This window comes from Mucilaginibacter lappiensis (assembly GCF_900155965.1).
Taxonomy (GTDB): Bacteria; Bacteroidota; Bacteroidia; order Sphingobacteriales; family Sphingobacteriaceae; genus Mucilaginibacter; species Mucilaginibacter lappiensis.
Map to the genome: position 1 here is coordinate 267,936 of NZ_FTMG01000006.1, position 25,561 is coordinate 293,496.

The 25,561-nt window shown below is 43.4% G+C and carries 21 protein-coding genes; 5 read left to right on the forward strand and 16 right to left on the reverse strand.

Annotated features, from left to right (window positions below):
* The first annotated feature begins 8 nt into the window (after window positions 1-8).
* Together BW976_RS14105 and BW976_RS14110 are read left to right on the forward strand one after the other, a co-directional pair.
* Complete coding sequence (locus tag BW976_RS14105) at window positions 9-1,796, forward strand: RagB/SusD family nutrient uptake outer membrane protein (protein WP_076373938.1); 1,788 nt, start codon at window positions 9-11, stop codon at window positions 1,794-1,796.
* Between the two features lie 110 nt (window positions 1,797-1,906).
* Window positions 1,907-3,037, forward strand: coding sequence for an acyltransferase family protein (locus BW976_RS14110; protein WP_076373939.1), 1,131 nt, complete (start codon window positions 1,907-1,909; stop codon window positions 3,035-3,037).
* Between the two features lie 349 nt (window positions 3,038-3,386).
* On the opposite strand, the gene BW976_RS14115 is transcribed toward BW976_RS14110, so the two are convergent.
* The gene (locus BW976_RS14115; RefSeq protein WP_076373940.1) at window positions 3,387-3,752 is read right to left on the reverse strand and encodes a hypothetical protein; all 366 of its coding nucleotides are present in this window, start codon (window positions 3,750-3,752) and stop codon (window positions 3,387-3,389) included.
* 262 nt (window positions 3,753-4,014) lie between these two features.
* Between BW976_RS14115 and BW976_RS14120 the strand changes: the two genes are divergently transcribed.
* The 3 genes from BW976_RS14120 to BW976_RS14130 all read left to right on the forward strand — a co-directional run bounded on the left by BW976_RS14120 (window position 4,015) and on the right by BW976_RS14130 (window position 7,522).
* Window positions 4,015-5,463: a circularly permuted type 2 ATP-grasp protein gene (locus BW976_RS14120; protein WP_076373941.1), complete on the forward strand. Its 1,449-nt coding sequence runs from the start codon at window positions 4,015-4,017 to the stop codon at window positions 5,461-5,463.
* Between the two features lie 133 nt (window positions 5,464-5,596).
* Window positions 5,597-6,532, forward strand: coding sequence for an alpha-E domain-containing protein (locus tag BW976_RS14125; protein ID WP_076373942.1), 936 nt, complete (start codon window positions 5,597-5,599; stop codon window positions 6,530-6,532).
* A 15-nt stretch (window positions 6,533-6,547) separates the two neighbouring features.
* The gene (locus BW976_RS14130) at window positions 6,548-7,522 is read left to right on the forward strand and encodes a transglutaminase family protein (protein WP_076373943.1); all 975 of its coding nucleotides are present in this window, start codon (window positions 6,548-6,550) and stop codon (window positions 7,520-7,522) included.
* 51 nt (window positions 7,523-7,573) lie between these two features.
* Here the strand turns inward: BW976_RS14130 and BW976_RS14135 are convergent, their stop codons facing one another.
* From BW976_RS14135 to BW976_RS14205, 15 genes are all read right to left on the reverse strand, one after another.
* Window positions 7,574-8,092 (reverse strand): TlpA family protein disulfide reductase, encoded by a 519-nt coding sequence (locus BW976_RS14135; RefSeq protein WP_076373944.1) that lies wholly within the window; start codon window positions 8,090-8,092, stop codon window positions 7,574-7,576.
* 83 nt (window positions 8,093-8,175) lie between these two features.
* Window positions 8,176-8,466, reverse strand: coding sequence for a hypothetical protein (locus tag BW976_RS14140; RefSeq protein WP_076373945.1), 291 nt, complete (start codon window positions 8,464-8,466; stop codon window positions 8,176-8,178).
* A gap of 119 nt (window positions 8,467-8,585) precedes the next feature.
* A complete protein-coding gene (locus tag BW976_RS14145) occupies window positions 8,586-9,605 on the reverse strand; it encodes a Gfo/Idh/MocA family protein (protein ID WP_076373946.1) in 1,020 nt (339 codons plus the stop codon).
* A 540-nt stretch (window positions 9,606-10,145) separates the two neighbouring features.
* On the reverse strand, window positions 10,146-10,730 hold the full coding sequence (locus tag BW976_RS14150; RefSeq protein WP_076373947.1) for a DUF4142 domain-containing protein: 585 nt from the start codon (window positions 10,728-10,730) through the stop codon (window positions 10,146-10,148).
* A gap of 95 nt (window positions 10,731-10,825) precedes the next feature.
* Window positions 10,826-11,869 carry an alpha/beta hydrolase gene (locus tag BW976_RS14155; protein ID WP_076373948.1) on the reverse strand — a complete coding sequence of 348 codons (1,044 nt, stop codon included), beginning with the start codon at window positions 11,867-11,869 and terminating at the stop codon, window positions 10,826-10,828.
* Window positions 11,870-12,826: 957 nt separating this feature from the next.
* Window positions 12,827-14,086, reverse strand: coding sequence for a pyridoxal phosphate-dependent aminotransferase (locus BW976_RS14160; protein WP_076373949.1), 1,260 nt, complete (start codon window positions 14,084-14,086; stop codon window positions 12,827-12,829).
* A gap of 494 nt (window positions 14,087-14,580) precedes the next feature.
* Window positions 14,581-15,315 (reverse strand): acyl-CoA desaturase, encoded by a 735-nt coding sequence (locus tag BW976_RS14165; RefSeq protein WP_076373950.1) that lies wholly within the window; start codon window positions 15,313-15,315, stop codon window positions 14,581-14,583.
* A 309-nt stretch (window positions 15,316-15,624) separates the two neighbouring features.
* Window positions 15,625-16,635 (reverse strand): LLM class flavin-dependent oxidoreductase, encoded by a 1,011-nt coding sequence (locus BW976_RS14170; RefSeq protein ID WP_076373951.1) that lies wholly within the window; start codon window positions 16,633-16,635, stop codon window positions 15,625-15,627.
* A 170-nt stretch (window positions 16,636-16,805) separates the two neighbouring features.
* On the reverse strand, window positions 16,806-17,267 hold the full coding sequence (locus BW976_RS14175; protein WP_076373952.1) for a MaoC family dehydratase: 462 nt from the start codon (window positions 17,265-17,267) through the stop codon (window positions 16,806-16,808).
* Window positions 17,268-17,332: 65 nt separating this feature from the next.
* Window positions 17,333-18,949 (reverse strand): ATP-dependent DNA ligase, encoded by a 1,617-nt coding sequence (locus tag BW976_RS14180; RefSeq protein ID WP_076373953.1) that lies wholly within the window; start codon window positions 18,947-18,949, stop codon window positions 17,333-17,335.
* A complete protein-coding gene (locus BW976_RS14185) occupies window positions 18,946-20,064 on the reverse strand; it encodes a ligase-associated DNA damage response exonuclease (protein ID WP_076374011.1) in 1,119 nt (372 codons plus the stop codon). Before BW976_RS14185 ends, BW976_RS14180 begins: the two co-directional genes overlap by 4 nt.
* Window positions 20,065-20,224: 160 nt before the next feature.
* Entirely contained in the window at window positions 20,225-22,378 is a 2,154-nt protein-coding gene (locus tag BW976_RS14190; RefSeq protein WP_076374012.1) for a carboxy terminal-processing peptidase, read from the reverse strand.
* Between the two features lie 185 nt (window positions 22,379-22,563).
* Window positions 22,564-23,187, reverse strand: a complete 624-nt coding sequence (locus BW976_RS14195; protein WP_076373954.1) for a hypothetical protein — start codon at window positions 23,185-23,187, stop codon at window positions 22,564-22,566.
* 368 nt (window positions 23,188-23,555) lie between these two features.
* A complete protein-coding gene (locus tag BW976_RS14200; protein ID WP_076373955.1) occupies window positions 23,556-24,398 on the reverse strand; it encodes an isoaspartyl peptidase/L-asparaginase in 843 nt (280 codons plus the stop codon).
* Between the two features lie 199 nt (window positions 24,399-24,597).
* On the reverse strand, window positions 24,598-25,518 hold the full coding sequence (locus BW976_RS14205; protein WP_076373956.1) for a cyanophycinase: 921 nt from the start codon (window positions 25,516-25,518) through the stop codon (window positions 24,598-24,600).
* Between the last annotated feature and the right edge of the window lie 43 nt (window positions 25,519-25,561).

A 25,561-nucleotide genomic window follows, 5' to 3' on the forward strand; every position in this document is an offset into this window, starting at 1 on the left:
TTAGCGACATGAAAACATCAAAATATTTACTGGTTGTACTGATATTAAGCATCACACAATCATTTTACTCGTGCAAAAAATCATTAGATAAGCCACAGATAGGCTCATTAAGTCCGGAATTATTGCAAACAAAAGATGGCGTAAACGGCCTTTTAATTGGCGCATACAGCGCTTTGCGTGGTCAGCAGGGCGGCGACCAGAGCTTTGGCGGCGCAGATGCATGGCAGTCATCGCCAGACAACTGGATATACGCCGGCGTGGCCGGCGGCGATGCATCGAAGGGAAGTATTGCCGGCGACCAGCAGCCTATTGAGCCCATTGCAAACTTTTATATTGATGCAAGCAATCCATTTTTAAATACCAAATGGATTGCCATTTATGAAGGCGTTTCCAGAACAAATAATGTTTTACGTACACTTCCAAAAGTAACCGGTTTTGCAGCTACAGACGCAGCAAACATTCAGGCGCAGGCACGGTTTTTAAGGGCCCATTTTTACTTTGAGGGGAAAAGAATGTTCAACAATATACCCTACATTGATGAAACAACAACCGACTTTAATCAACCTAACACAGTTGATGTATGGCCAAAAATTGAAGCCGATTTAAAGTATGCATATAATAACCTGCCCGCAACACAATCAGATATAGGCAGGGCCAATAAATGGGCAGCCGGCGCTTACCTGGCCAAAGTTTATATGTATGAGTTAAAATACGCCGATGCCAAGGCACTCTATGATATTATTGTTACCCAGGGAGTTACATCTGGCGGCTTACCATATGCTTTAACACCGCTGTTTCATGACAATTTCAGGGTTGCTACAAAAAACAACTCAGAATCTGTTTTTGCCATACAAGCGGTGGCCAATGTAGACCCAAGCGCACCCTCCCAGGCCAATGATTTCGATCTGTTAAACTATCCGTATGGCACAAGCAGTCCATTTAGTTGCTGCGGGTTTTATCAGCCGTCTGTTGATCTGGTAAATCATTATCGCACCAATCCTACAACTGGCTTGCCTTACCTGGATGATTACGACGCACACCCTATAAAAAATGATATCGGTATATTATCAGCCAATGATTTTGTACCCGATGACGGCGCCATTGATCCTCGTTTGGACTGGACCGTTGGTCGACGCGGAATTCCTTATCTTGATTGGGGAATCCATCCGGGTAATGACTGGATCCGTGGTCAGGATTATGGCGGCCCTTATTCGCCAATAAAACATGTTTATACCCAGGCTAACCAAAATACAGAAGGCGACCAGCACTCTTACGGGCCAGGTACAGCCGTAAACTATAACATCATTCGCTTTGCCGATGTTTTATTAATGGCTGCCGAAGCAGAAGCGCAATTGGGTAATTTATCAAAAGCCGAAGATTATGTAAACATGGTGCGCAACAGAGCCGCAAACCCGGATGGATTTGTTTTCAAATACACGGATGACTCTAACCCAACCGGTGGTGTATCCACTACGCCGGCTGCCAATTACAAAGTAAGCCCTTACCCTCCCGGCGATTTTACAAAAGGATTAACCTATGCCTTAAAAGCCATCTATTATGAAAGGCAGATAGAATTGGCTATGGAAGGGCACCGCTTTTTTGATGTGGTAAGATGGGGGATAGCAGATCAGGCGCTAAATGCTTATTTCCAATATCAGGGAAAAATCACCAGCGATGTAACCCAGGGACACTTTATAAAAGGAAAGAACGAGTACTATCCTATCCCTCAGATACAAATTGATTTGAGTACAAAAAATGGCAAACCTGTGCTTAAACAAAATCCGGGATATAATTAATTATAAAACTAACCAAAACATACAGGGGTGACCCACCCCTGTATGTTTTTTTAACCACAGCTTATCATCGCTCCTGTTTTAAGCATTAAAAAATCTTAATATTAGTTTTTATGAATAAATCATCAACGCGGTTTTTATCGTTGGATGTGTTTCGGGGAATGACTATTTGCTTTATGATCATTGTAAATACCCCGGGCAGTGGCGCGGCCGCCTTTTCGCCGCTTGAACATGCCGCCTGGCACGGCTTTACCCCTACCGATCTTGTATTCCCTTCCTTTTTGTTCGCAGTAGGCAATGCCATGAGTTTCTCGATGAAACGTTATCAGGAAATGGGCAACGCGGCGGTTTTAGGCAAAATATTTAAACGTACCCTCCTGATTTTCCTGATAGGGTATCTCATGTACTGGTTCCCGTTTTTTAATTTCAAGGGCGGCCATATTTCCTTATCACCTATTGCAGATACCCGTATCATGGGTGTATTACAGCGCATAGCCCTATGCTACTGCTTCGCATCACTTATGATCCACTTTCTTTCAAAGCAATCGGTTATTATTGTATCAATCCTGTTATTAATTGGCTATTGGGTTTTGCTCCTGGTTTTTGGCGACCCTAACGATCCGCTGAGCATGACCGGTAACGCCGGTATATTCCTGGATAAATTTATCCTGGGCGACAACCATCTGTATCATGGCGAAAAAATAGCCTTTGACCCTGAGGGCATCCTCAGTACCCTGCCCGCTATCGTAAACGTAGTTATTGGCTATTATGCCGGCAAATTCATACAGCAAAAAGGTAAGGGTTATGATACCATAGCAAAAATGCTGCTTACTGGGGCACTGTTTATATTTCTGGCTCTGTGCTGGAACATGGTATTCCCTATCAATAAAAAATTGTGGACAAGCTCCTTTGTATTGGTTACCACCGGGCTCGATCTGGTGATCCTTTCCTTCCTGGTTTACGCACTCGAGATCAATAACTGGAACAAAGGAAACTGGACACGCTTTTTCACTATCCTGGGTAAAAACCCGCTGCCTATCTATGTGCTGTCAGAAATACTGGTGATATTTTTTTACATGCTCACCGTTAAAGGAACCAGCTTCTATGACTGGATAAATACTTCTGTATACCAGGTAATAGCTCCGGGAGCTATCGGCTCACTGCTGTTTGCCATAAGCTACATGCTTATTTGCTGGTGTGTAGGCTGGATATTGGATAAAAAGAAAATCTATATCCGGGTTTAAATTTTTCAACCTAAATATATTGCTAAAAGGGGCTGTATCATATATCATGATCAGCCTCTTTTTTATTTGATTTATCCGGATACTCAGCCAAGAATTGATGTATAATTCTGGGTTGGATAGATCGGCTCTATTAGCAAAAAAGTGGGTTTACATGGTTTACACATTTTATGGTTTACATTGATTTATATTGCTTAAAATCAATTAGTTATGAATTTATTTGACAAAAAAGTGTAAACCCACTTTTTGCATAAATATCACCGGCTTAAAGTCAATTCACAGGTGACAAAATATCAGTGAGAATCAATTCGATTTATGATAAAGCCTCTTTTTATGTCATACCCCTTGGTCATCAGCCTTGTTTGCCAATGAGCTTGTATCCATCGGCCATATCTGGTATTTGATCAAAGGACATACCTGCATACCGCTTTTCTATCCTGCCAATATGAGTGCAGGCATGTTCCAGATATTCATCGTCAATAACTTCCTGTATCGTATCTCTTATACCTTCCCGGCTCAAATTTGCCGCGATGATCATATCAGATGCCCAGAAACTGGCCGAACTGGATTGGGTCATTAATTTTTGAATATTGGCCAGCGTGAATAGCGTAGCTACAAACACATTGCCATTTTCAAGTATAATATGAACATCGATATTGTCATCAAGTTCATTGGTTTCATTATACCCTGCCGGAAAAGTGATCTTAAAATCCATCATTATCTTAAAAAGAGTAAAGATAAAACTTGGCCAGCCATTAATTTCAACTAATTCATTTATAACTTTTCAGCACAAAAAACAACAATTACATAAATAAAGAATTAAAAATTAAAATTATTAAGCATAAATTCAGTTAAAATGAAAATTTGATATAAATAATTGAATTTTTTTATCAAAAATTTGCTTTTTTATCAAAAACACTTTATAAATTACATTTTTAAAAATAACTGATTGATAAATTTCTAATTAATTACGATTTTATATGGAGGAATCAGCTTATTTTAACAAATACGACCCTATTAACGGCGTATGGGATGAAATGTATGGCGCCAATTGCAGCGTTCGCGATCATTATTTGAAAGTAATCGAATATATCTCGAAAGAATCTGCCGATGATCTGAACAAAAAGGAAGAACTGGCCAAGAGCCTTTTCATGAGCCAGGGTATTACTTTTACGGTTTATAACAGCGGCGAGGGTATCGAAAAGATATTCCCTTTTGATATTATCCCCCGTATTATTACTGCCAGCGAATGGGCTTTTGTAGAGAAGGGCATCAAACAACGACTGACTGCCCTTAACCTGTTTCTGAAGGACATATACAACAACCAGTTTATTGTAAAGGATGGTATAGTACCCATTGATATTATTTACTCCTGTCCGCATTTTTTGCGTGAGATGTACCAGCTCAAGGTACCTTATGATATTTATGTGCACATATCCGGCATCGATCTGATCCGCGATGAAGATGGCACTTTTTATGTACTGGAAGATAACCTGCGTACCCCATCCGGCGTAAGCTATATGCTCGAAAACCGGGAGATCACCAAGCGCCTGTTTCCCGATCTGCTGCCGCAATGCGGGGTTCGCAGCGTAACCGAGTATCCAACCATACTGTATAAGAACCTTTTGGCGCTATCGCCGAGGCAAATATCAAACCCAACCATTGTATTATTAAGTCCGGGTATATACAACTCGGCTTACTTTGAGCATACCACCCTGGCCCGCCTCATGGGCGTTGAACTGGTGGAGGGCCGCGACCTGGTGGTTAATAACCATAAAGTATACATGAAAACCACAACCGGCCTGCAGCAGGTAGATGTGATATACCGCCGTGTAGATGATGAGTATCTTGATCCGCTGGTATTTAACCCCGAAAGCATGCTGGGTGTTGCGGGCATTATGGGCGCCTATCGCAAAGGCAATGTGGCTATAGTAAACGCTATTGGCACCGGCGTTGCCGACGACAAAGCAGTTTACGCCTACGTGCCGGATATGATACGCTATTACCTGAACGAGGAACCCATCCTTAAAAACGTGCCTACTCACCAATTGGGCAACCCCGACGAACGCGAACATGTTTTCAAGAACCTGAACAACATGGTAGTTAAAAAAACCAATGGCAGCGGGGGCTATGGTATGCTCATGGGCCATGCCGCGTCTGAACAGGAAATTGACGACTATAAAAAAGAGATCCTGAAAGATCCGCGCAATTTTATTGCTCAGCCAACTATTAGTCTTTCGGCGGCGCCTTGCTATATGCAGGGTTTATTAAAACCCCGCCGTGTCGACCTCCGCCCCTATGCGCTTTACGGCCCGGACGGCATTGAAATAGTTCCGGGCGGATTAACACGGGTGGCCCTTAAAGAAGGCTCACTGGTGGTAAACAGCTCGCAGGGCGGCGGCAGTAAGGATACCTGGGTGCTCGCCTGATTTGGGATTTCGGAATTTTGATTTCGGATTTAGTGGCAGTCCATTACTTTCATAATTTAAACTCCGCAACCCATCAGGCACAATAAATAATCAAAATAAATCCGAAATAGAACATCCGAAATAAAAAAGACATATGTTAAGCAGGGTTGCAGCAAGTTTTTATTGGTTAAGCCGTTACATTGAGCGCAGCGATGGCATGCTGCGGATGCTCAAAATAAACTATGCCTCATCGCAGGATACCGTACAGGAATTTACCTGGGAACCGGTGATTAGGATATTTGTTGGTCTGCATGAGACCGATGCCGACACACTGGATAATGATAGCCGGTCGGTTTTAAAGTATATGGTTACGGGCAAAAACAACCCAAATTCCATACTCAATATTATTACACTGGCCCGTGAAAATGCCCGGGGCGTTCAGGAACACATCACCAAGGATCTGTGGCAATGTCTCAATGAGTATTATCATACCGTAAAAGATCCGCGGATAGAGCGTGCTTTACAGCGGGAAGACCCTATTGGCGTACTCGATGTTCTGATCAAACAAGTGATGCTCTACTACGGCACCGTCGAGATCACGATGGAACGCGGCGAAGGACGTAGTTTTATGAATATCGGCAAATACCTGGAACGGGCCATACAATCGGTCGATATCCTGGATACTAAGTTCAGTTCCGTAAGTGATAACCCCAACCTGCTCACCGATACCACTTATTGGAAACACCTCTTACTTTCATTGGGCGGCTATGAACTGTATCTAAAAACCTACCGTGAAGGCTTTGAAGCCGAGAATATCCTGGAGCAAGTAGTGCTCAACAATGATTTCCCACGATCGGTTATTTACGCGGTAAACAATATCCAGCGTTATTTCGACAGGTTGAAGAACGATACCAATGTGGATACCTACCGGGAAATGTCGTTCCAAATAGGGCGTTTGCAAAGCCGGATTAAGTATAGCTCGGTACGCAGCATTAAGCAGGAAGGCCTGCACGGTTTTTTAACCCAGATCCGGACCGAATTGTACAATGTCGGTAACTCGCTGAATGAGTACTATTTTGCCAATTCATAATTTAATTTGACAATTATGCCTGAATTTAAAATACAACACATCACCCGCTATACTTACGAAAGCCTGGTGCGCGACAGCGCCAACCAGATCATTCTTTTCCCCATAAAAGATGAATACCAGGATGTAATAAAGCAGGAACTGCACATCACCGGCAACCCGGTTGTTGACACCCATATTGACTATTACGGCAACGAAGTAGGCAGTTTTACCTATAGCGAACAGCATTCCCAGCTAACCATAAACTCCAAGCTCGATGTAATTACCCGCCAGCGCCCATTGCCCGTGAATGATATTTTCCCCGAACAGCAATGGGAAGATCTGAAACGCCTGCAATACAGGGTACCCTATATTGATTTTTTAAAGCAGGAATATTTTGAGGGCCTGCCCGAGCTGCAGGTTATTGTTGAACAGGAACGATCAAAGGACGATACGCCTTACCGGATAGCGCTCCGCTTTTGCAATTATGTATACCAAAACTTCGACTATATTAAAGGCGTTACCACTGTTGAAACCACGCTCGACGAGGTATGGAAATTAAAGGCCGGTGTTTGCCAGGATTTTGCCCATATTTTAATGGTGATGCTTCGCCTGCTCAAAATACCGGCACGCTATGTAAGTGGTTATATATGCACCCACAGCAGCTCCATGCGTGGTGAAGGCGCCACCCACGCCTGGGCCGAGGCTTATATCCCGGATTATGGTTGGCTGGGTATCGACCCTACCAATAATTGTATAGCTAATGAAACCCATGTACGCCTGGCCGTTGGCCGCAGCTTCCCGGATTGCTCACCGGTAAAAGGTGTTTACAAAGGATCATCGGGGCATAAGCTGGAGGTTTCTGTAACGGTTGATGATGAAAATTCTCCGGCTTACGATAATAACGCTATCCATGAAACCGCCCCGCTGCAACCAGTAACGGAGTACACCAAAAACAGCTATCAACGGCATATGGAAATCATTCAACAGCAACAACAGCAGCAACAGCAATGATGTGCGGATGTGCAGATGTGTGGATATCTGCACATCCGCACATCTACAAGCTTAAACTTTTTTAATAGCCGCCATCAGTACAGGGATTGTTGGCACCCTTGGATATGTCTGGGATAATTTGCCATCACGGTCATAAATAGCGATAAAGGGTGTTTGTCCTATCTTATAATATTTTTGTACTAAATAAGTATATCCCTCTGTACCTATAGTTATGTTATGATATTGGGCCAAGTCAAAATCTCGCTGAAAAACCTGTATTGCCTTTAGCCTGAGCACAGCAGAGATCATAACTATCTGTATATCTTTAAGATTTTTTAATTGCGGCTTCAGGTCATACATCAAGTGCTGGCAATGACCGCAGTCTGGCATAAAATAAATAATCATTACAGGTTTATTCTTTTTTAGGTTGGCCGGCGTAACATAGACGCTATCAGTTGTTAGTATGTGATAAGGAGGTATCCCCGTATTAGGGGAAATAGTTTGAGCCTTTACCTGTGAGTTATTACCCGCAATGAAAGCCACAATACCTAAGTATGCGAATAGAACTTGAATAATTTTTTTATGTTTCATATGATTAAAAGTGCAAATAACTTTAACGCACATTAGTTAAAGTTATTTGCAAAGGGTTGAGAAATCTAAAAATTTGATTTAATTTAAAAAGGTCCAGTTATCATAGATTCCGATGGGACTTTACAGGCTACCTGAATCATCTCCAGGCAATTAGCAGTCGCCTCACTTCTATTATCTGCATAGAGCCCCCAACTATCCCCTGAGTTTGTACGACAAACGTACAGACCCGGACCGTCACCACCGCCGCCGCCGCCCCCATCATTATTGGGGAATGGCATTTTTAAGTCTCCTCCTAAAACATCTTTCAATTGCGATCTGGTAAGCATTATTCCATTAGAACTAAGAGGAATGTCTTTTAATTTAGATTTTTTCATGTTAAAAAAATTTTATTATTTAATTTATTTTTAAATATAAATATATTAAAAAATAAACCTCTATGCGTATAAAGAATATTAGCTGAAATTGATGAGGTTAATCAACTTTGTTAATATTTTTAACTTTCCAGCAATTCCAGCTGCCAGGCTATCTGCTCTTCGGTTATAGGGAACAACGCGTTTTCCCGCACGGTATGATAAACCGCGTCAAATAAACCATTATAATTACCCTTGTCTGACGCAATCCATTCTACGGATTTCTGATTATCCACCCCCATCAGTACCAATTTACCTTCGCTGCCTTCGGGTTCAATACCAAAACCCGCGTCGGTTGGCTTCATCCCCGCATCCAGCTGCGCCTCTTGTACATCGGTACGCAGCTTCACAAAGCTACCCAGCGTTCCGTGGATCACAAAGCCAGGCAATTGCTCAGCTATCAGCAAACCGGAGGTTAAGTACACATTGAGCTGATTAGGGTACGACAGGTGGATATTAAAATAATCATCAACCTGCGAACCGGGCCGGTGCGAGGCTGTTGTTTTTACATAGCTCAACGGCTTGCCAAATATGCTGATGGCATTATCCACCAGGTGCGCGCCCAAATCGTAAGTAAGCCCATTACCAGGAGTATCTTTAGTCTCTTTAAATACCTTAGCTCCAATTGGCATACGGTACCTGTCCAGCCTGAAATGTACTTCGATGAGTTCGCCCAGGCGACCGCTCTCAATTACTTTTTTTACCGATATAAAGCCACTATCATAACGGCGGTTCTGATAGATCATCACCTTCAGATTGAACTTTTTACCCAGGTCGAACAAAGTTTTCACCTCTGCCGAAGTTACTGCAGCCGGCTTTTCTATCAGTACATGCTTACCCCCGTTTAGGGCTTGTACGGCATAGTCAAAGTGGGTATTGTTGGGTGTATTTACGATGATCAGTTCAATTTCGGCATCGTTCAGCAGTTCATCGGTAGTATTATAACTGATCACCTCAGGATAAACCTTTCCGGCCTTTTTTTCGTGGCGTTCTACCACCGCTTTAAAGGTGAAACCCGGGTTGGTGGTTAAAAATGGCGCGTGAAATATCCGGCCCGACATGCCGTAGGCCATAAGGCCCGTTACGATTGGTTTTGATGACATAGATAGATAATTATTCCGAGCCGAAAGTTCCAAGCCGAAGGCCGAAAGCTTTGCTTATTTATTTTTTAGTGTTATTATAAAAATCAAACAACGTGTATCTCAAAAATACTTTTTAAACCTCAATTTTTAACAAATTTCTGGTCGAAAACAGCATAAAAACATCTCAAAATTCGCTCAAAACCATCGATTTTAACATTTTTTAACAAATTTTAACGCGGTTTTAACGTGTTTCAAAAACCTTAAAAAGTATTAGATTATTGAAAATCAATAAAATACATTACAAACGGTCGATTTTTGAGCCTTTTTATTCCTTTAACCAAACAGCCCTGCTTACATTTTTCAAAGCAAGCAGGGCCGTGGAGGTGATACACCTAAAGATACGATCTTTTAAAGCTAAATCCTAAGGTTTTAATCACTAAATTCTAAGTTCTAAATCCTAATTTTTAAAACCCAAACTTTAAATTCGAACCCGAGCACCCGAAATCGAAACAAATCCGAAATCATCTGTACATCTGTAATTTGCACATCCGCACATCTATATTATTTCATTCCTTTTTTAATGGCTTCTATTTCGGTCAGGTGACCTTTTATAACCGGCAAGGTACTGGTTGCAAACGCTTTCAGGTCGGCATCTTTGCAGTTTTTAGCCGCATCCTCAAACATCGCGATGGTTTTTTTGTGCCCATCAACCATGGCATCTACATAAGCCTTATCAAAATCGGTTGTTGATTTGGCCGAAAGATCTGCCAGTTCCTTTTTCTTGTCTTCGCTTGGTTCGGCAGGCAGGGTAATGTTCTTGGTTTTCGCGATAGTAGCTAACTCCTCATTGGCTTTGCTATGATCTTTTACCATCATCTCGGCAAATTTTTTCACTTGCGGATTAATGGCTTTTTGTTCTGCCACTTTGGCTACTGCAACTTCGGCCATACCGCCGTTGGCAGCATCAGTGGCAAATTTAGCGTCATCCTTATCAACCGCGATGCCTGTAGCACCGGTTGTGGTGGTATCCTTAGTATGATTTGCGCTGTCTGCACTTTCTTTACTGTCTGTCTTCGCGCCATTATTACAAGCCTGGAACATCCATGCCGATAGCACAACCATCATTATTAAACTTAACTTTTTCATAGGTGAGTGTTTATATTGTTTTTATAGTAACAGTTTTCACTCAGATAAGTTTCATTTTCTTATTTGTAAATTTTTTTACCTTTTAATATTGCGGATTATTTAAACTGGAGATATCTATCAAAGAAAGGGAGCACTTCTGTGTAGACTCTTCCATCTATACCCGCCAATTGATCTATATGCCCACCTCTGTACTCTTCAGCAAAATGGCTTACGCCATATCTTTCCAAAACCTTGCTGAACTCTGTGCAGGTTAGTGGTATATGCCTTCCTTCATCATTTCTCCCCCAATCAAACTTAATGGCGTTCATGCTTTTCAAAGCCTTCAAATGGCCCAGGATCATTTGAGTGGGTAAATTGACATTCCAACGCGCAATCACAGCCGTATCCACAATCATATCATCGTTAATATAATTTGCAGGCATATCTGCATAAAATGGTGGTTTGTTGATATCTGGCGAAAAGCTGCGGGCCAAATCCACCATCAGTGTTGCCGGAAAACTTTTAAATATATCATGTTCAGATTTTGCACCTGCAATCTCTTCAAAAGCTTCACTGCTGGTATTGTTTCCATCCGACCAATTTAAAACTGCCGGACTCATGGCGTATACAGCACCAAATACATCGGGATAAAGCATAGATAATTTTAATGCACCGTGCCCTCCCATCGAGATGCCTGCTATTCCACGACTATCCCGATTGGCTATGGTTTTGAAGTTGTGATCTATAAAGTTAACCACATCTTTTCCTATAAAATCGGCCCAATTACCATTTAAACTGGAATTGGTATAAAAGCTACCTTTATAACGGGTGTTACTATTAGGTAATACAATGATACACGGCCGTATGTGATTGGTATTTAGTGCGGTATCCATTAACTTATCCAGTTTAAGGAACGCTAATGTCGAGGTATCCGTTCCGGTATATCCATGTAAAAAGTAAATCACAGGATATTTTTTCCCATCCTGATTATATCCCGGAGGCAAATAAATGGTGACACTTCTTAGGGAATCTTCCCCGGCCGGGTTACCTTTGAGTGATTGCGAAAGAAGTTTCATAACCACTACCCTTCCTTCCGGCACTTTCTGGCCGAAGGAAGTAGAGGCTATACATATCATTAAAGCTATAAGGAGAGATTTCATCTTACAACAAAGCTAAGCTTTTACCTTATCAGGCTCTCTTTCTGATAGTGAAACTATTGAAAAAAACGTCCCCTCAAGGTCGCCTGCAAGTTTAAGTTAACCCATAAAATTGATCAACTTGAAATTTCAACGGGAGGCACCTACGGAGCCAAAGAACGTGCTTTTTTAGAGCTATAAACAGGTGGCCCCGCTGGGGCCAGCAATGCTTTATACTATAATCAGTATACCTGGAGTACCATTCGGCCTCAGAGAGGCCACCTGTTTATAGATAAAATCTAAAGAAATACCGGACTCCTGCGGAGTCTCCTGATCCTGAACTTGCCTTCCGGGGACTCTTTAGTTCATATTTAGATTTTATGGGTTAACTTAAATCTCCGAGAGACCCTGGGTAGACAAAAGTCGGAGATTGCCACGTCGTTCCTCCTCGCAGCAATGACGCGTGGAGGAACGAAATTATTTAACATTAAATATTGTCATTGTTTTTAATTCCCTCCACGGGAGAGGCGTGTTGGGTAGGTGTAATGGCTGGGAGGGGTTTATACGCGCAGTAATTATCCTATTCCATAAACCCCTTCCTCCCCTTCCCGCAATGTCATTAAGTTAAGCACATATAGCCCCACCTAAATCCTCCCCGGTAGGGAGGACTTTAAAAAATTGAAGCTAAGTCTCCCCTTCCGGGGGAGATTTACATGAGGGCTTCGCCGTTTAGAGGGGGCTTTTGCGGAATTGCTTTTGCGTTTCCCCTTAACTTAATGACATTGCCCCTCCCCGAGGGAAGGAATCGCACGGGGCCTTGGCTTTTGACCGGGATGACTGGCTTTTCGACCTCTACCGGTGCTATCTTTTTGTTCCCTTCTCAAGAGGGGAATCGAACGAGGGCTTTTCCGCATATTTAGCTTTAAACCCAAAAAGGCCGTCATGCAAGCATGGCGGCCTTTGTAAACATATAAATGAAAATTATTTCAACTTTGCTAAAGCAGCTTTAACACGTGGTATCAACTGTTGGATATCTTCCAGGGTGCTGGCACCTACTGAGGCACGGAACCAGTTTACTTCATCGCCGGTACCAAAGGCAGAAAACGGCACGAAGGCTACTTTTGCTTCTTTGATAAGGTAAAAGTTAATATCGGCCGAGTCTTTCAATACGGTTCCATCGGGAGTGGTTTTTCCGGCGTAGTCAATTTTCAGCGTTAGATAGATAGCACCCATCGGTTGGATAGAATCGACCTGGAAACCTTCGGCTTTTAATGCCTGGAAACCTTCGTGCAGCGTATTCAAGCTAGCTTGGATTTTTGCTTTGATATCTGTCAGGTAAGTATCAACCGCAGCTTCATTGGTAATAAAGCTGGCCATAGCCACCTGCTCGGCTTTGGGCGACCATGCCCCCATGTGCCCCACAATCGCTTTCATATTATCAATAACGTGGGCTGGACCAAAGCCCCAGCCTACCCTTACACCGGTTGAGGCGAAACATTTGGATGCACCATCGATAAATATGGTATAATCTTTCAATTCCGGGCGCAATGTAACCGGATCAAAATGCTCGAAGCTTCCAAAGGTAAGTTGCGAATAAATCTGATCGTACATCAGGTACAGCGGTTTTTCGCCGGCCGCACGACTTTTATTTTCGGCAATAACCAGGTCGCAAATTTCTTCGAGGTCCTTTTTGCCGAACATGGTACCTGTTGGATTTAATGGCGAGCATAAAGCCAGTAATGCCGCGCCTTTTAAATGCGGACGGATCTCATCGGCTGTAGGCATAAAGTTATTTTCGGCCCTGGTAGGTATCATGATGGCTTCGGCGCCCAACAAATCGCTGTAGTGGTTATTGTTCCATGATGGTAAAGGGAATACTACCTTTTCGCCGGGGTTAACAACCGCCAGAAAAGTAGAATAGATCAACGGACGTGAACCGCCGGAGATCAGTATTTCATTATTGGCCGAGTAATCTAAATTAAAACTCTTCTTTAAAAACGCAGAAACACTTTGACGCAAACTAAGCATACCATCGGCCGGTGGGTAGTTGGTTTGGTTTTGGTTATATGCCGCTACAATACCGTCCTTCAGTTCGGTTGGGATGGGATAAATGTTGGAGTCAAAATCGCCGATGGTTAAATTAGCAATATTTTGGCCTTGTCTTTTCAATTCGTTTATCTCGCCTGCTATCTTGATGATCTCAGAGCCGCGCAGATTTTGAGCTAATACGGAAATACTCATGGAAATATGAATTTTATGAGCGGCAAATATACGGGGAAAAGCCGAAAGCGAAAGGCCTCAAATAAGCCTAAAGCTTAAGGCAGAAAGCGGAAAGCCCAAATTTGGTGATGAGACTCACCCGATCTGGGTTACATATTTCCTATATGTCATTGCGAGGAGGCACGACGAAGCAATCTCCTCGCGTTCTTACGAACAGGAATAGCTACGAGATTATTAATATCGTTAATCGTTTTTTTAAGGCATTAATGAGCTCCCTCCGGTCGGTTATCCGCGCTACGCTCAATGACATGGTTTTGTTTGCGCTTCGCTGGACATCCCTCTTTCCGCCGCGGGCTAAGAGAGGGATGTCCAGCGAAGCGTAGACAGGGTGAGTCGATTATACGCCAGGCATACGGAGAGGCGCCTAAAGCAGAAAGCTATAAAACAAAAAAGCGAAAAGTAAACATCCGGAGACTTCACTTTTCGCTTTAAGCTTTTTGCCTTTGGCTTTTAGCTTACAAATATGCTTTTCTTAGTTTGATAATGCGCATCCAGTGCATGAGTTTCATGACCGGGTAAACGGGATCTATCTCAAACCATTTTGCACCAAAGTTGGCCCTGTTAGGGTTTTTGTGGTGATTGTTCTGAAATAATTCGCCCAGCATTAAAAAGTCAAATGGAGTAGTATTTTTTGATTTGTCGCCATTGTCAAAATTGGCATAACCATATTTATGACCGCACCAGTTTACGATAGCACCGTGGATAGGGCCCATTAAAAAGTGGATCGGGATTAACAGGTACATCCACCATTGGGTAGCAAAAACCACATAAAAAGCGATGTACAATATCCCGAATGAAATACGTGAAACAGCTGATGAGCCAATATAATCAACAAAACGCCATTCAGGAATATTGCCTTTAAAGCGCTCTTCGGGTTCTTTTAATTTTTTAACATGCAAACGATAACTTTTAGCCGTATAGATCATCATCTGGAAAACATCTTTGAAAAAATGCGGGGAATGCGGATCTTTTTCGGTATCACTGTAAGCATGGTGCTCGCGGTGCATAATAGCGTAAGCCCGGGGATTTAAAAACGAAGAGCCCTGGCAGATATAAGTAAGCAGGTAAAATGTTCCTTCGTAAAACTTGTTCGTAGTGAACATTTTGTGAGAAGCATACCTATGTAAAAAGAACGTTTGGAAGAATAGCGACAAAAACCAGTGCGCTATAAAGAATATGATGATTACCACTGAATTGAATGAATTAGAATTTGAATGTTATTTATAATCTTTCCAAAGATACGATTAAAACCCAAATAAAGTTTTTACAGTTTCAGAATGATTACTATCTAACGCAAAAAAGACTGTTCTATGTTTATAAGAATGGTCTTTTTTTATCAGTCGGCAGGGTATATTCTTCGCTACCGCTCAGGATGACAACTTTTTGTGTTATAAAACCAATTTTGTCATGCTGAACGAAGTGAAGCATCTATTGTGCGACATCCTTGTTGAAAAAGATCCTTCGCTGCGCTCAGGATGACAAGCTGTTTTTTGAGGCTATTACAATTCAAACTGTTTAGCCAGCAATTCATATGATTTTAACCTGTCATCAAAGTTTTCGGTGATGGTTACGGCCATAATTTCATCCACATCATAATCTTCGGCCAGCCAGGTAAGTTTTTTCTTTATTTCCATTGGCGTGCCGGTAATTACCCGGTAGCGGTTTTGTCTGATGCGTTCCAGATCGCTGGGAGTATATACTTCATCTTTTACATCATCGTAACTTAACGGTACAATAGGTCCGCCTTTTTCAAATTGTAAAAAGCGATGATCCATTACTGCCTGGTGCTGCTTTATTTTTTCCTCATCTTCCGAGCAAAAAACAAATATGGCCACATTAACCTCCGGTTGCGCCAGATCATCAGACGGCTGAAAACGCTCGCGGTATAGCTTTACATTGAGCGGACCACCACTAGGGTTTATAAAATGCGCGAAGGAAAAGCCCATGCCAAAGTGCGCGGCAAACAAACCGCTTTGTCCGCTTGAGCTCAGCAGCCATTTATCGGGTACGGTTTTTACCTGCGGAATGGCCCTTATTTTGGCCTGTACGGTACCGGGTTCATAAGTATCATGAAAATAATTATTCAGATCGGTCAGCTGCTCTACAAAATCATCTTCCCTGAACTGGTTTGACGGATTGAGCACAGAAGCGGTAATACGGTCGGTACCTGGTGCGCGGCCCATGCCCAGGTCAATACGGCCGGGGAAAAGCGCTTCGAGCATCCTGAAGTTTTCGGCAACTTTCAGCGTACTGTGATTGGGCATCATGATACCTCCCGAGCCAATGCGCATCCGTTGGGTTTGCGAGGCCAGGTAAGCGATCAGTACTTCGGGTGTTGAGCCGGCCAGGATGCCGGTATTATGATGCTCGGAAACCCAGTAACGGGTATAGCCCAGCTGTTCGGTATATTTTGCTAATTCGATGGTTTCTTTTACGGCTTGCTCGGCAGTGGCGCCTTTTCTTATTGGCGACTGGTCGAGCACGCTTAAACGGATTTTCTTTGTGTCCATAATGATGATAAACACAAATGTAATGATAGGGTTGCGGCCGGGGTTTAGGTGCGGCTTTTTATGGCATTGGGATTACTTTGGGAGAGTGCGGGATCGAGGTACGTGGATCGGGGTGCGTGTAAGAAATCAGGAAAACCCGATCCACGTACCTCGATCCCCGATCCTTGCTCTCAATCAATAAAATGATACAGAAAAACCACATCACCGGCAAAGGCGGGTTTCTTTTGGCCTTCAATTTCCAGCTCGATGGTCATGGTGGTTTTTGTAACGCCGCGTAAATTGATCAGGTTGGAGAGTTTAACTTTCAGTCGTACTTTGTCATTTACCAACACTGGTTGCGCAAAACGCAAGTTTTCGATGCCATAGTTGATCTCCATTTTAAGGTTACGGATATCGGCTACCTGTTTCCACAAATATGGGATGAGCGACAAGGTCAGATAACCATGCGCGATGGTAGTTTTAAAAGGGCTTTCGGTTTTGGCTTTTTCCGGATCGGTATGGATCCACTGATGATCAAGCGTGGCATCGGCAAATTTATTGATCTGTTCCTGGGTAATGGTATGCCATTCAGACACCCCTAAATCTTTACCTAATTGCTGCTCAAACTCGTTATAGTTATTGATAATGATCATCGGTATGCTGTTTATAATTTGTACAGCAAAGTAATAAATTAATTATGTGAACTGATATTAAATTATCAATCGCCCAGCAAAGCCCTTAAACTCTCCAAAGTATCGGCCTCCTCTTTGGGTTTATCATGCCGCCATCGCAGTATCCGCGGAAAACGCAGGGCGATGCCCGATTTATGCCGCGTTGACCTGTTGATGCCTTCAAACCCTATCTCAAACACCAGCTCGGGTTTTACGGTACGCACAGGGCCAAACTTTTCGATGGTGTTACGCTTGATGAAATAATCAACCTTGCCAATCTCGGCATCGGTTAAGCCCGAATAGGCTTTGGCAAAAGGCACCAGTTTATCGCCATCCCAAACGGCAAAGGTATAATCGGTATACAGATCGGCCCTCCGGCCATGGCCTTTTTGCGCGTAGATCATGACGGCATCAACAGATAATGGGTCAATTTTCCATTTCCACCAGTCGCCCCGGCGGCGGCCCACCTGGTAAGCGGCGCTTTTTCGCTTCAGCATAATACCTTCGGCAATCATGGCGCGTGCTTGCTCCCTGATTGTCCCCAGTTCATCCCAGGTATCAAATTTTATCAATGCCGAAATCCTGAACACTTCCGGATATGGCGTAGCCGCCTGCAATTGTTCCAGCACAGCTCGTCTTTCCGTTTGGGTTTTATAACGAATATCTTCACCCGCATACTCCAGGCAATCATAGGATATCACGGCCACCGGACTTTCTTCCAGTATCTTTTTACTCAGATTTTTGCGACCAATGCGGGTTTGCAGCACATTAAAGGGCATGGGTAAACCGTTTTGAAAACTCAGTATCTCGCCATCTATCACGGTACCATCGGGCAGGGCATTTAGGAACGGGTGCAACTCCGGAAATTTTTCGGTAGCCAGGTCTTCACCCCTGCTCCAGATAAATATTTCGCCGTCGCGTTTAATCATCTGGGCACGGATCCCGTCCCATTTCCATTCGGCCTGCCAATCGGCGGCATCACCAAGCGCAGCGCCTACCTCCTGGGGTGTTTTCTGTTTTTCGGATGTTTCCTGTATGGGATAGGCCAGGAAAAACGGATATGGCCGTGATCTGTTTTCGGCTATATCCTGCTCACCCATCAACTGGGTATATGAAAAAGTTTCGGGCATCCAGCTCCCCATGATGCGGTGGGTAAGTACGGTAGCTTCCAACCCCGAAATATCTGCCAGCGCTTTGATCACCAGGTTTTGTGATACCCCCACCCTGAAACTGCCGGTCAACAGTTTGTTAAATACAAAACGTTCCTGGCTATCCAGCATGTCCCACGAATCCAGCAACCATAGCTTTTTTTCCGTCTCTGTTTTATTATTCAGCCCGTTAATTTCGGCTATCCATTCGGTAAGGGTTTTATTGCTGCTGTTGGTGGTTTTGGGCATCAGTAGCGCCATGGTTTCGGCCAGGTCGCCTACTACATGATAGCTTTCTTCAAACAGCCAGGCGGGTATATTGGAGGCCTCGATGGCCCAGTTACGCACCAGCGTGGAGTTGATCTGCCGTTTGGGTTTGCGCCCCGTGAACAGGGCCAGCATATGCATTTTGTCGGTATCGGGAACACTGTTGAAATAATCTTTCAGTACCCTGACCTTTTCATTGGTCTTATTGGTTTCATCTAACGACAGGAAGAGTTGAGCAAAGGCTTTCATGATACCGGGCCTCCAGCCTCACCTAAATCCTCCCCAAGGGAGAGGACTTGATCTGCATTTTTCTGCTTTTCATCACCCTCACTTGTCTGCTCCCGCTCCTCTGAAGAGGGTTGGGGCGAGGCTTCTTCGTCATCCCCATACAATGTATGCACCTCATGGGCATCAAAACCTATTTCATTCAAATATCTTGAAAACGATGCTGTATAGCCGTGTGTGAGGTAAACACTTTCACATCCCGTGGCATCAATAGCGCTGATGAGGCCATTCCAGTCGGCGTGATCTGACAGGACAAAGCCCCGATCGGCAGCCCGGCGGCGTTTAGCGCCCCGAATAGCCATCCAGCCGGAGCAATAGCCGAAGCTATAGGGCTGAAATTTACGCATCCAGGTTGTACCAACAGACGATGGCGGTGCCAGGATGATCCCTTTTCTAACTTCTTCTTTAATCGAATCGGGCGTTATCCTTTCCGTTGGATTTAACAACACCCCGTTACGGCGCAAGGCATCGTTGGTATTTTCAATAACGCCATGGGTATATACTTTGCCGTTAAACAAATCGAGGTTTTGTAATATGCGCTGCGCTTTACCTAGTGAATAACCTACCAGAACCGTAGCCATGCCATTGTGTAAATTAGTACGCCACCAGTTATTGATATCCTCAAATATCTGCACCTGTGGTTTCCAGGTATAAACCGGCATGCCAAAGGTGCATTCCGAAATAAAGTGATGACATTTTACAGGTTCGAACGGGGTTGATATACCATCATCCTCTACTTTATAATCGCCAGATACTACCCAGACTTCGCCCTGGTATTCTACCCTAATCTGTGCCGAACCGATGACATGGCCCGCCGGGTATAGCGAAATAACTACACCATTCTTCATCACGGTTTCGCCATATTCCACTGTTTGCAGCTGAATTTCGCCCAGGCGGTAAAGCAATACTTCTTTTGATAAATGGTGCGCCAGGTAATGTTTGTTTCCCGGGTAGGCGTGATCTGCATGTGCATGGGTGATCACGGCATCATCAACGGGCTGCCAGGGGTCAATATAAAACTTGCCCCGGGCGCAATAAATCCCTCTGTCGGTAAACTCCAATAATGGTTTTTTAGCCATGGTGTTAACATAACCCACGGAGAGCCAATTGGTTTGCCCTCTAACCCCCAATAAAAAATGTGCAGATGTGCAGATTTCAGATGTGCGGATTTTATATCCTGCTAATCCTAATCATTCGCATATCTGCACATCTGAAATTTGCACTTCCAGCCTTTGGGGCTTATTGTTTTATCATCATGCCGGTGCTTGTTAGTTTAGGCTCCAGGCTAATGTAGTCGGTCATGATCTGGCCGGCTTCTTTTTTTACAAAATCCAGGTCCTCATCTTTTGGCTTGGCCTGTCCTTTTTTAAGCGCCGGTAAACCGAAAGCTATCCTGCGCAGATTATTGCGTTCAAATGCTTTCTTTTCGTCGGCATCGCGTTGTTTCTTTAAAGCGGCTTCGTTTAAGGTTACGCTGTCTTCAGCATCGTGTTTTTTGAAATCGGCAATGTCTTCCAGCATATATTTATAGCTTTCGCTGGTGGTCATACGCTGATCATGCAATTTCTGCAGCTGCGGTAAAACCGTATTAAAGTTGCCCACTTTGGTATAATCCGTTTTAGCAATGATGTCAAATGGCATAGCCGAAGGCTCGGTATCCTCACCATATTTATCCAGCGGAATTAATGACGGGAATGAAATATCTGGTGTTACCCCTTTATGCTGTGTTGAATTACCACTAATGCGGTAAAATTTGGCAATAGTGAGGTTAAGCTGGCCGTAAGTGCTTTGACTACCTGTTGATATTGCTTTCTTGCCTCCGGTTGCTGCGCCAGCCAGTTGATTAATTTTATCGCGTATCGGCGAGCCTAAGACCCTGTCCAGATCGATAGCGCTTTGAACAGAACCCTTACCATAAGTTTGTGAACCCATGATAATACCACGACCATAATCCTGTATCGCTCCGGCAAATATTTCGGATGCTGAAGCACTGAAACGATCGACCAGGATACTCAACGGACCTGAATAGGCTATTGCAGGATCATCGTCTTTGTCTACCTCTATCTGACCCTGGGTATCTTTAACCTGTACTACCGGACCGGTTTTAACGAATAAACCCGTAAGCTCAATAGCTTCCATTAAAGATCCGCCGCCATTTTCGCGCAGGTCGATGATCACGCCATCCACATTTTGTTGTTTCAGGGAGTCCAGTATCAGCTTCACATCGTGGGTGGTGCTCTTGTAATTGGGGTTACCTGCTTTATAATCGTTAAAGTCGATATAGAAGGCCGGGATAGATATCACCCCTATTTTAACGGCTTTACCATTACTGTTATAAGTACGTATTTCCTTTTTAGCAGATTGATCTTTCAGGATAATCTTCTCGCGCACCAGTTCAACAATCTTAGGTTTGCTGCCGGCACCTGCACCTGCTGGTAATATTTCCAATTTTACTACAGTACCTTTTGAACCACGGATGATGGCAATAGCATTATCAACCCTCCAGCCTATGATATTCTGAAATTCGCCGGTTTTGCCCTGGGCCACACCAACTATACGATCATTGATATTAACCTGGTGGCTTTTATCTGCCGGACCGCCCGGAACTACCGTTTTTATAGTCACGTATTCGTTCTCGGTAAGGAGCGAAGCACCGATACCCTCCAACTGGCGCGACATTTCGATATTAAAGTTTGCCGCGTTTGATGGGTTAAAGTAATTGGTGTGCGGATCAATAGCCTCGGTAAAGGCATCCATAAAGTACTGGAAAACATCCTGGTTGGATAGTTTATTGGCCTGCGTTAATAAATTCTGGTAGCGTTTTTTTAGTGTTTCTTTATTTTTAGCCATATCGCTGTTGGCTAATTTCAAATTCAGCAAATCGTATTTAACACGTTGCGTCCACATGGCATCCATATCGGCTTGGGTTGCAGGCCATGGCAATTTATCGCGGTCATAAACAAAGTTTTCATCTTTATTGAAATCAAAGTTTGAATTGATCTGCGCCAGGGAATAGTTTACATGTTCCAGGTATCTTTTTTGAAATACATTAAATATATAAAACGCGTCATTTAAATTTCCGCTCTTCAAATCGTCGTCTAAAACGGTTTTATATTTTTCAAAATCTTTGATATCAGATGCTAAAAAATAACTGTGGTTTTCGTCCAGCAGTTTAATGTAACGATCAAAAACCACGGTTGAAATAGAATCATTCAGATCAACCTTTTTATAGTTGTGGTTCAATATCAATGAGGTGATCTGCTTACAAACAACACTTTGCTGTTCATCGGGTTGCAGATCGGTTGAGCCTGGGACTTTTATTGGTTTTGACGGCGACGCTTTACAAGCAAGTGCGGCAGCCAATAGCAATACTAAATATACTTTCTTAAACATATCTTTTACTGTAGTTAAGTCGGGGTTTGTGTAAAACATCAATACTTGTGCCTTTTATTAATTTGCTAATGTAAATAAAAAGAGACAGTGAAATACTGTCTCTTAATTACAATAACAATTATACGATAATGTTTTGCTTGTAGTATATAACTACCCGCATTTTACGCTATTGTTACATAAAAATTTTACTTTATAGCCGAATTGCCGTCACTATCAGCCGTTTCGGCATAGCGGATCTCGGTTTTTAGGCGGGTTTTGTTCTCTTCCAGGTAGCGCATTTGTTTATCAACCGCGGCTACATCCATACTAAGCCCTAATGAACTGGCCAGCGTACGGGCTTCTATCAGATCCTGTTTGGCCTGCGGAAAATCGCCATAACCGGTTTTTACCGCGGCCAGGTTAATGAGGTTGGTGATAGTATGCCGGCTATCATTTTGCTGGCGCGATATCTGCAGGCTTTGCAGTAAATACCATTTAGCCTCTGATAACCTATTCTGTTTCAGGTACATTTGAGCCAGATCACTAAAATTATAGCTGGCCGAATTATAAACCCGGAAACGCATATTATGCTGCGCCGTTTTCATCACCGAAGCCTCCATCAGAAAAAGGGCGTATGGCGTACGCTCTATTTGAGCATACATAATCTTGGGTTTAGCAATCTGTGCAACGGGCAATCTTTTGATAGAATGATCCTTCAAAAGCGCAAGTTGCGGATAGCGTTCATGCTTCTTGAAAGGGTTGTACTTATACCACTGTGCAGATGCAGAGAGGCTAAGTGAACATAACAATACGAGTAAAGTGATCCTCATCTAATCTTTTTAACTTGGCTTAATCAATTTAATCAGCAAACAAATATAATAATATATATTATTGTTATGCAACATCCTGTATGTGGGCTGCTTACATAAACAGCTTCTTTAACGCAGGAAAGTGACCCAATGTTATAATTAATTATTTTAATTTATTCAAAAAAGACCATTTGAATTTGATTCAGATTATTTATATACCATGTAAAAATCATTGCCGTTGACTAAAGTCAACGGAATAGTGACTGAGAAACAAATGGCTTTAGCCAAAATACCGCTTAGATAATTGGGCTGAAGCCCGCCTTAATACTTTCTTTTTACCGTTGACTAAAGTCAACGGCAATGAATAATCTTCGTTTTAAACAGTTGCTTTATTCAAAAACCTCCACATCGCCATCATGCAGGGCCCAAACCATATAAGGATGGGTGTCGGCATGATAAATATGACCATCGGCTGATATTCCAATGATGCCGGCAAACCCGTCAAAAGGTTTTAATTCATCGAGGGATTTGTGGGTAGCTACCGATATAGGCATGCCATCTGTAACCCGTGTAACAATTTTTGAAGCAACAGAACCGCTTACAATATCTTCGCCAACACCGGTGCAGGAGATACCAGCATGGGCATTGGCATAATTACCGGCAGTAGTAGCCGAATCGCTCACGCGGCCGGGAATCTCAAAGCCTTTGCCCCCGGTTGAGGTAGCCGCCGCCAGATCGCCGTAGATATCAAGCGCTACACAACCTACGGTACCCAGGCGGATAGAGTCGCGCAGTTTTTGTTCATATTCCTGGCGGCGCTGCGGGGTTTCGGGGTTATAATAGCCTATGCCATTTTCGGTAGCAAAATCCCGTGCTCCCTTGCCGCTCAACACCCGATCATCATAAGCCAATAACTTTTCGGCTATACATATCGGGTTCTTCACATCCTCAATATTGATCACGCCCGAAAAGCGCTGTGTTTTACCATCCATCAGTGAGGCGCTTAACCTAATCCTGCCATCGCTTTGTATTTGTGAACCGGTACCAGCGTTAAACAGGTCGCAATCTTCCAACAGCCTAACCGTGTACACTACCGTTTCCAGCGCGTTATGCGTTTGCAGATATTTATGACCGGCCTCTACTATTTCTTTTAAAGCCTGTTGTTTGGCCTGCTTTACTTCCTGGTTGGTTCGCGATTCACTAAAGAAACCGCCGTGTATTATGATCTTCATAGTAGGTTGAGTTAATTGATCAAAACTGTATAAACTATAACTCTTTTGTGATGGGTTTATTTTGAGTGGCACGAAGCCCTGCCCAGCCCCCTCTAAACGGCGAAGCCCTCATGTAATAATCTTCCCCGGCAGGGGAGACTTTTGATTGTCTTCTTGTTTTAAAGCCCTCCCTTCCGGGGAGGGTTTTGGTGGGGCCGGTTTATTGTAACAGGTCGCTATCAGGCGCCTGTATAAAAACGCCTTCTTCTACTTTAAGTGTTTTTTTTATAATTAAACGGTGCTGGGAAAGGTCGTATATATCAAATATCGACATTACATGTACTTTAAGGTTATCGATAGATACCGGCGAGCCCATCTCCACATCGTAAATATTGGTTGCTACAATATTACGGCCATCTACCAGGATAATTAGTCCCGAGCCTATAGCTTCCATCATATTGCCTTCGGTGATCAGCAAGCCAGTATCTTCGCCTAGTCCAATACCTAAAATGCCGGGATTAGTAGCCACCGCGTACATTAAACGGCCAATACGGCCACGCTGTACAAAGTGGGTATCTACTATGACCGAGTCGATAAAGCCTAAACCGGCTGTGATCTGCACTTCGCCTTTGATCAGGGCTTCGTTACTTTGACCCCGGTAAATCATATGTGTGGATGCCGCCGCTGCGCCTGCAGACGTGCCTGCTATCACAAAATTTTCGTTTTGATAACGCTGTTTCAGTATCTGTAAAAATTCGGTACCGCCAAAAATAGCTGTTAGCCGCAACTGGTCGCCACCGCTAAACATCACCACATCGGCTTTGCGAATCCGGTCGAGATATTCCGGGTTAGCCGCATCTTCTCGATTTTTAATATGCAATACGTTTACATTGGTTACATTTAATTGCCCAAAAGCCTTTACATATTCGTCGCCAACCAGCTCCGGGATCTGCGAGGCTGTGGTTATTACTTCAATTAATGAACCTTCATGCTTGTCAGATTCGGTAATAATTCGCTTTAAAATTCCCTGTTCAAAAAATTTAATATAATCGGGCTGCAAAATATGCTCCTGGATGGTCACGTTACTTCCCATGTCAACAGCGCCGCCTATAATGATTAGTTTTCCTTTCGGGACAGTCATAGTTCTTTTGTTTAGTTGAAGGGGCTGATTGGGCTATATCAGG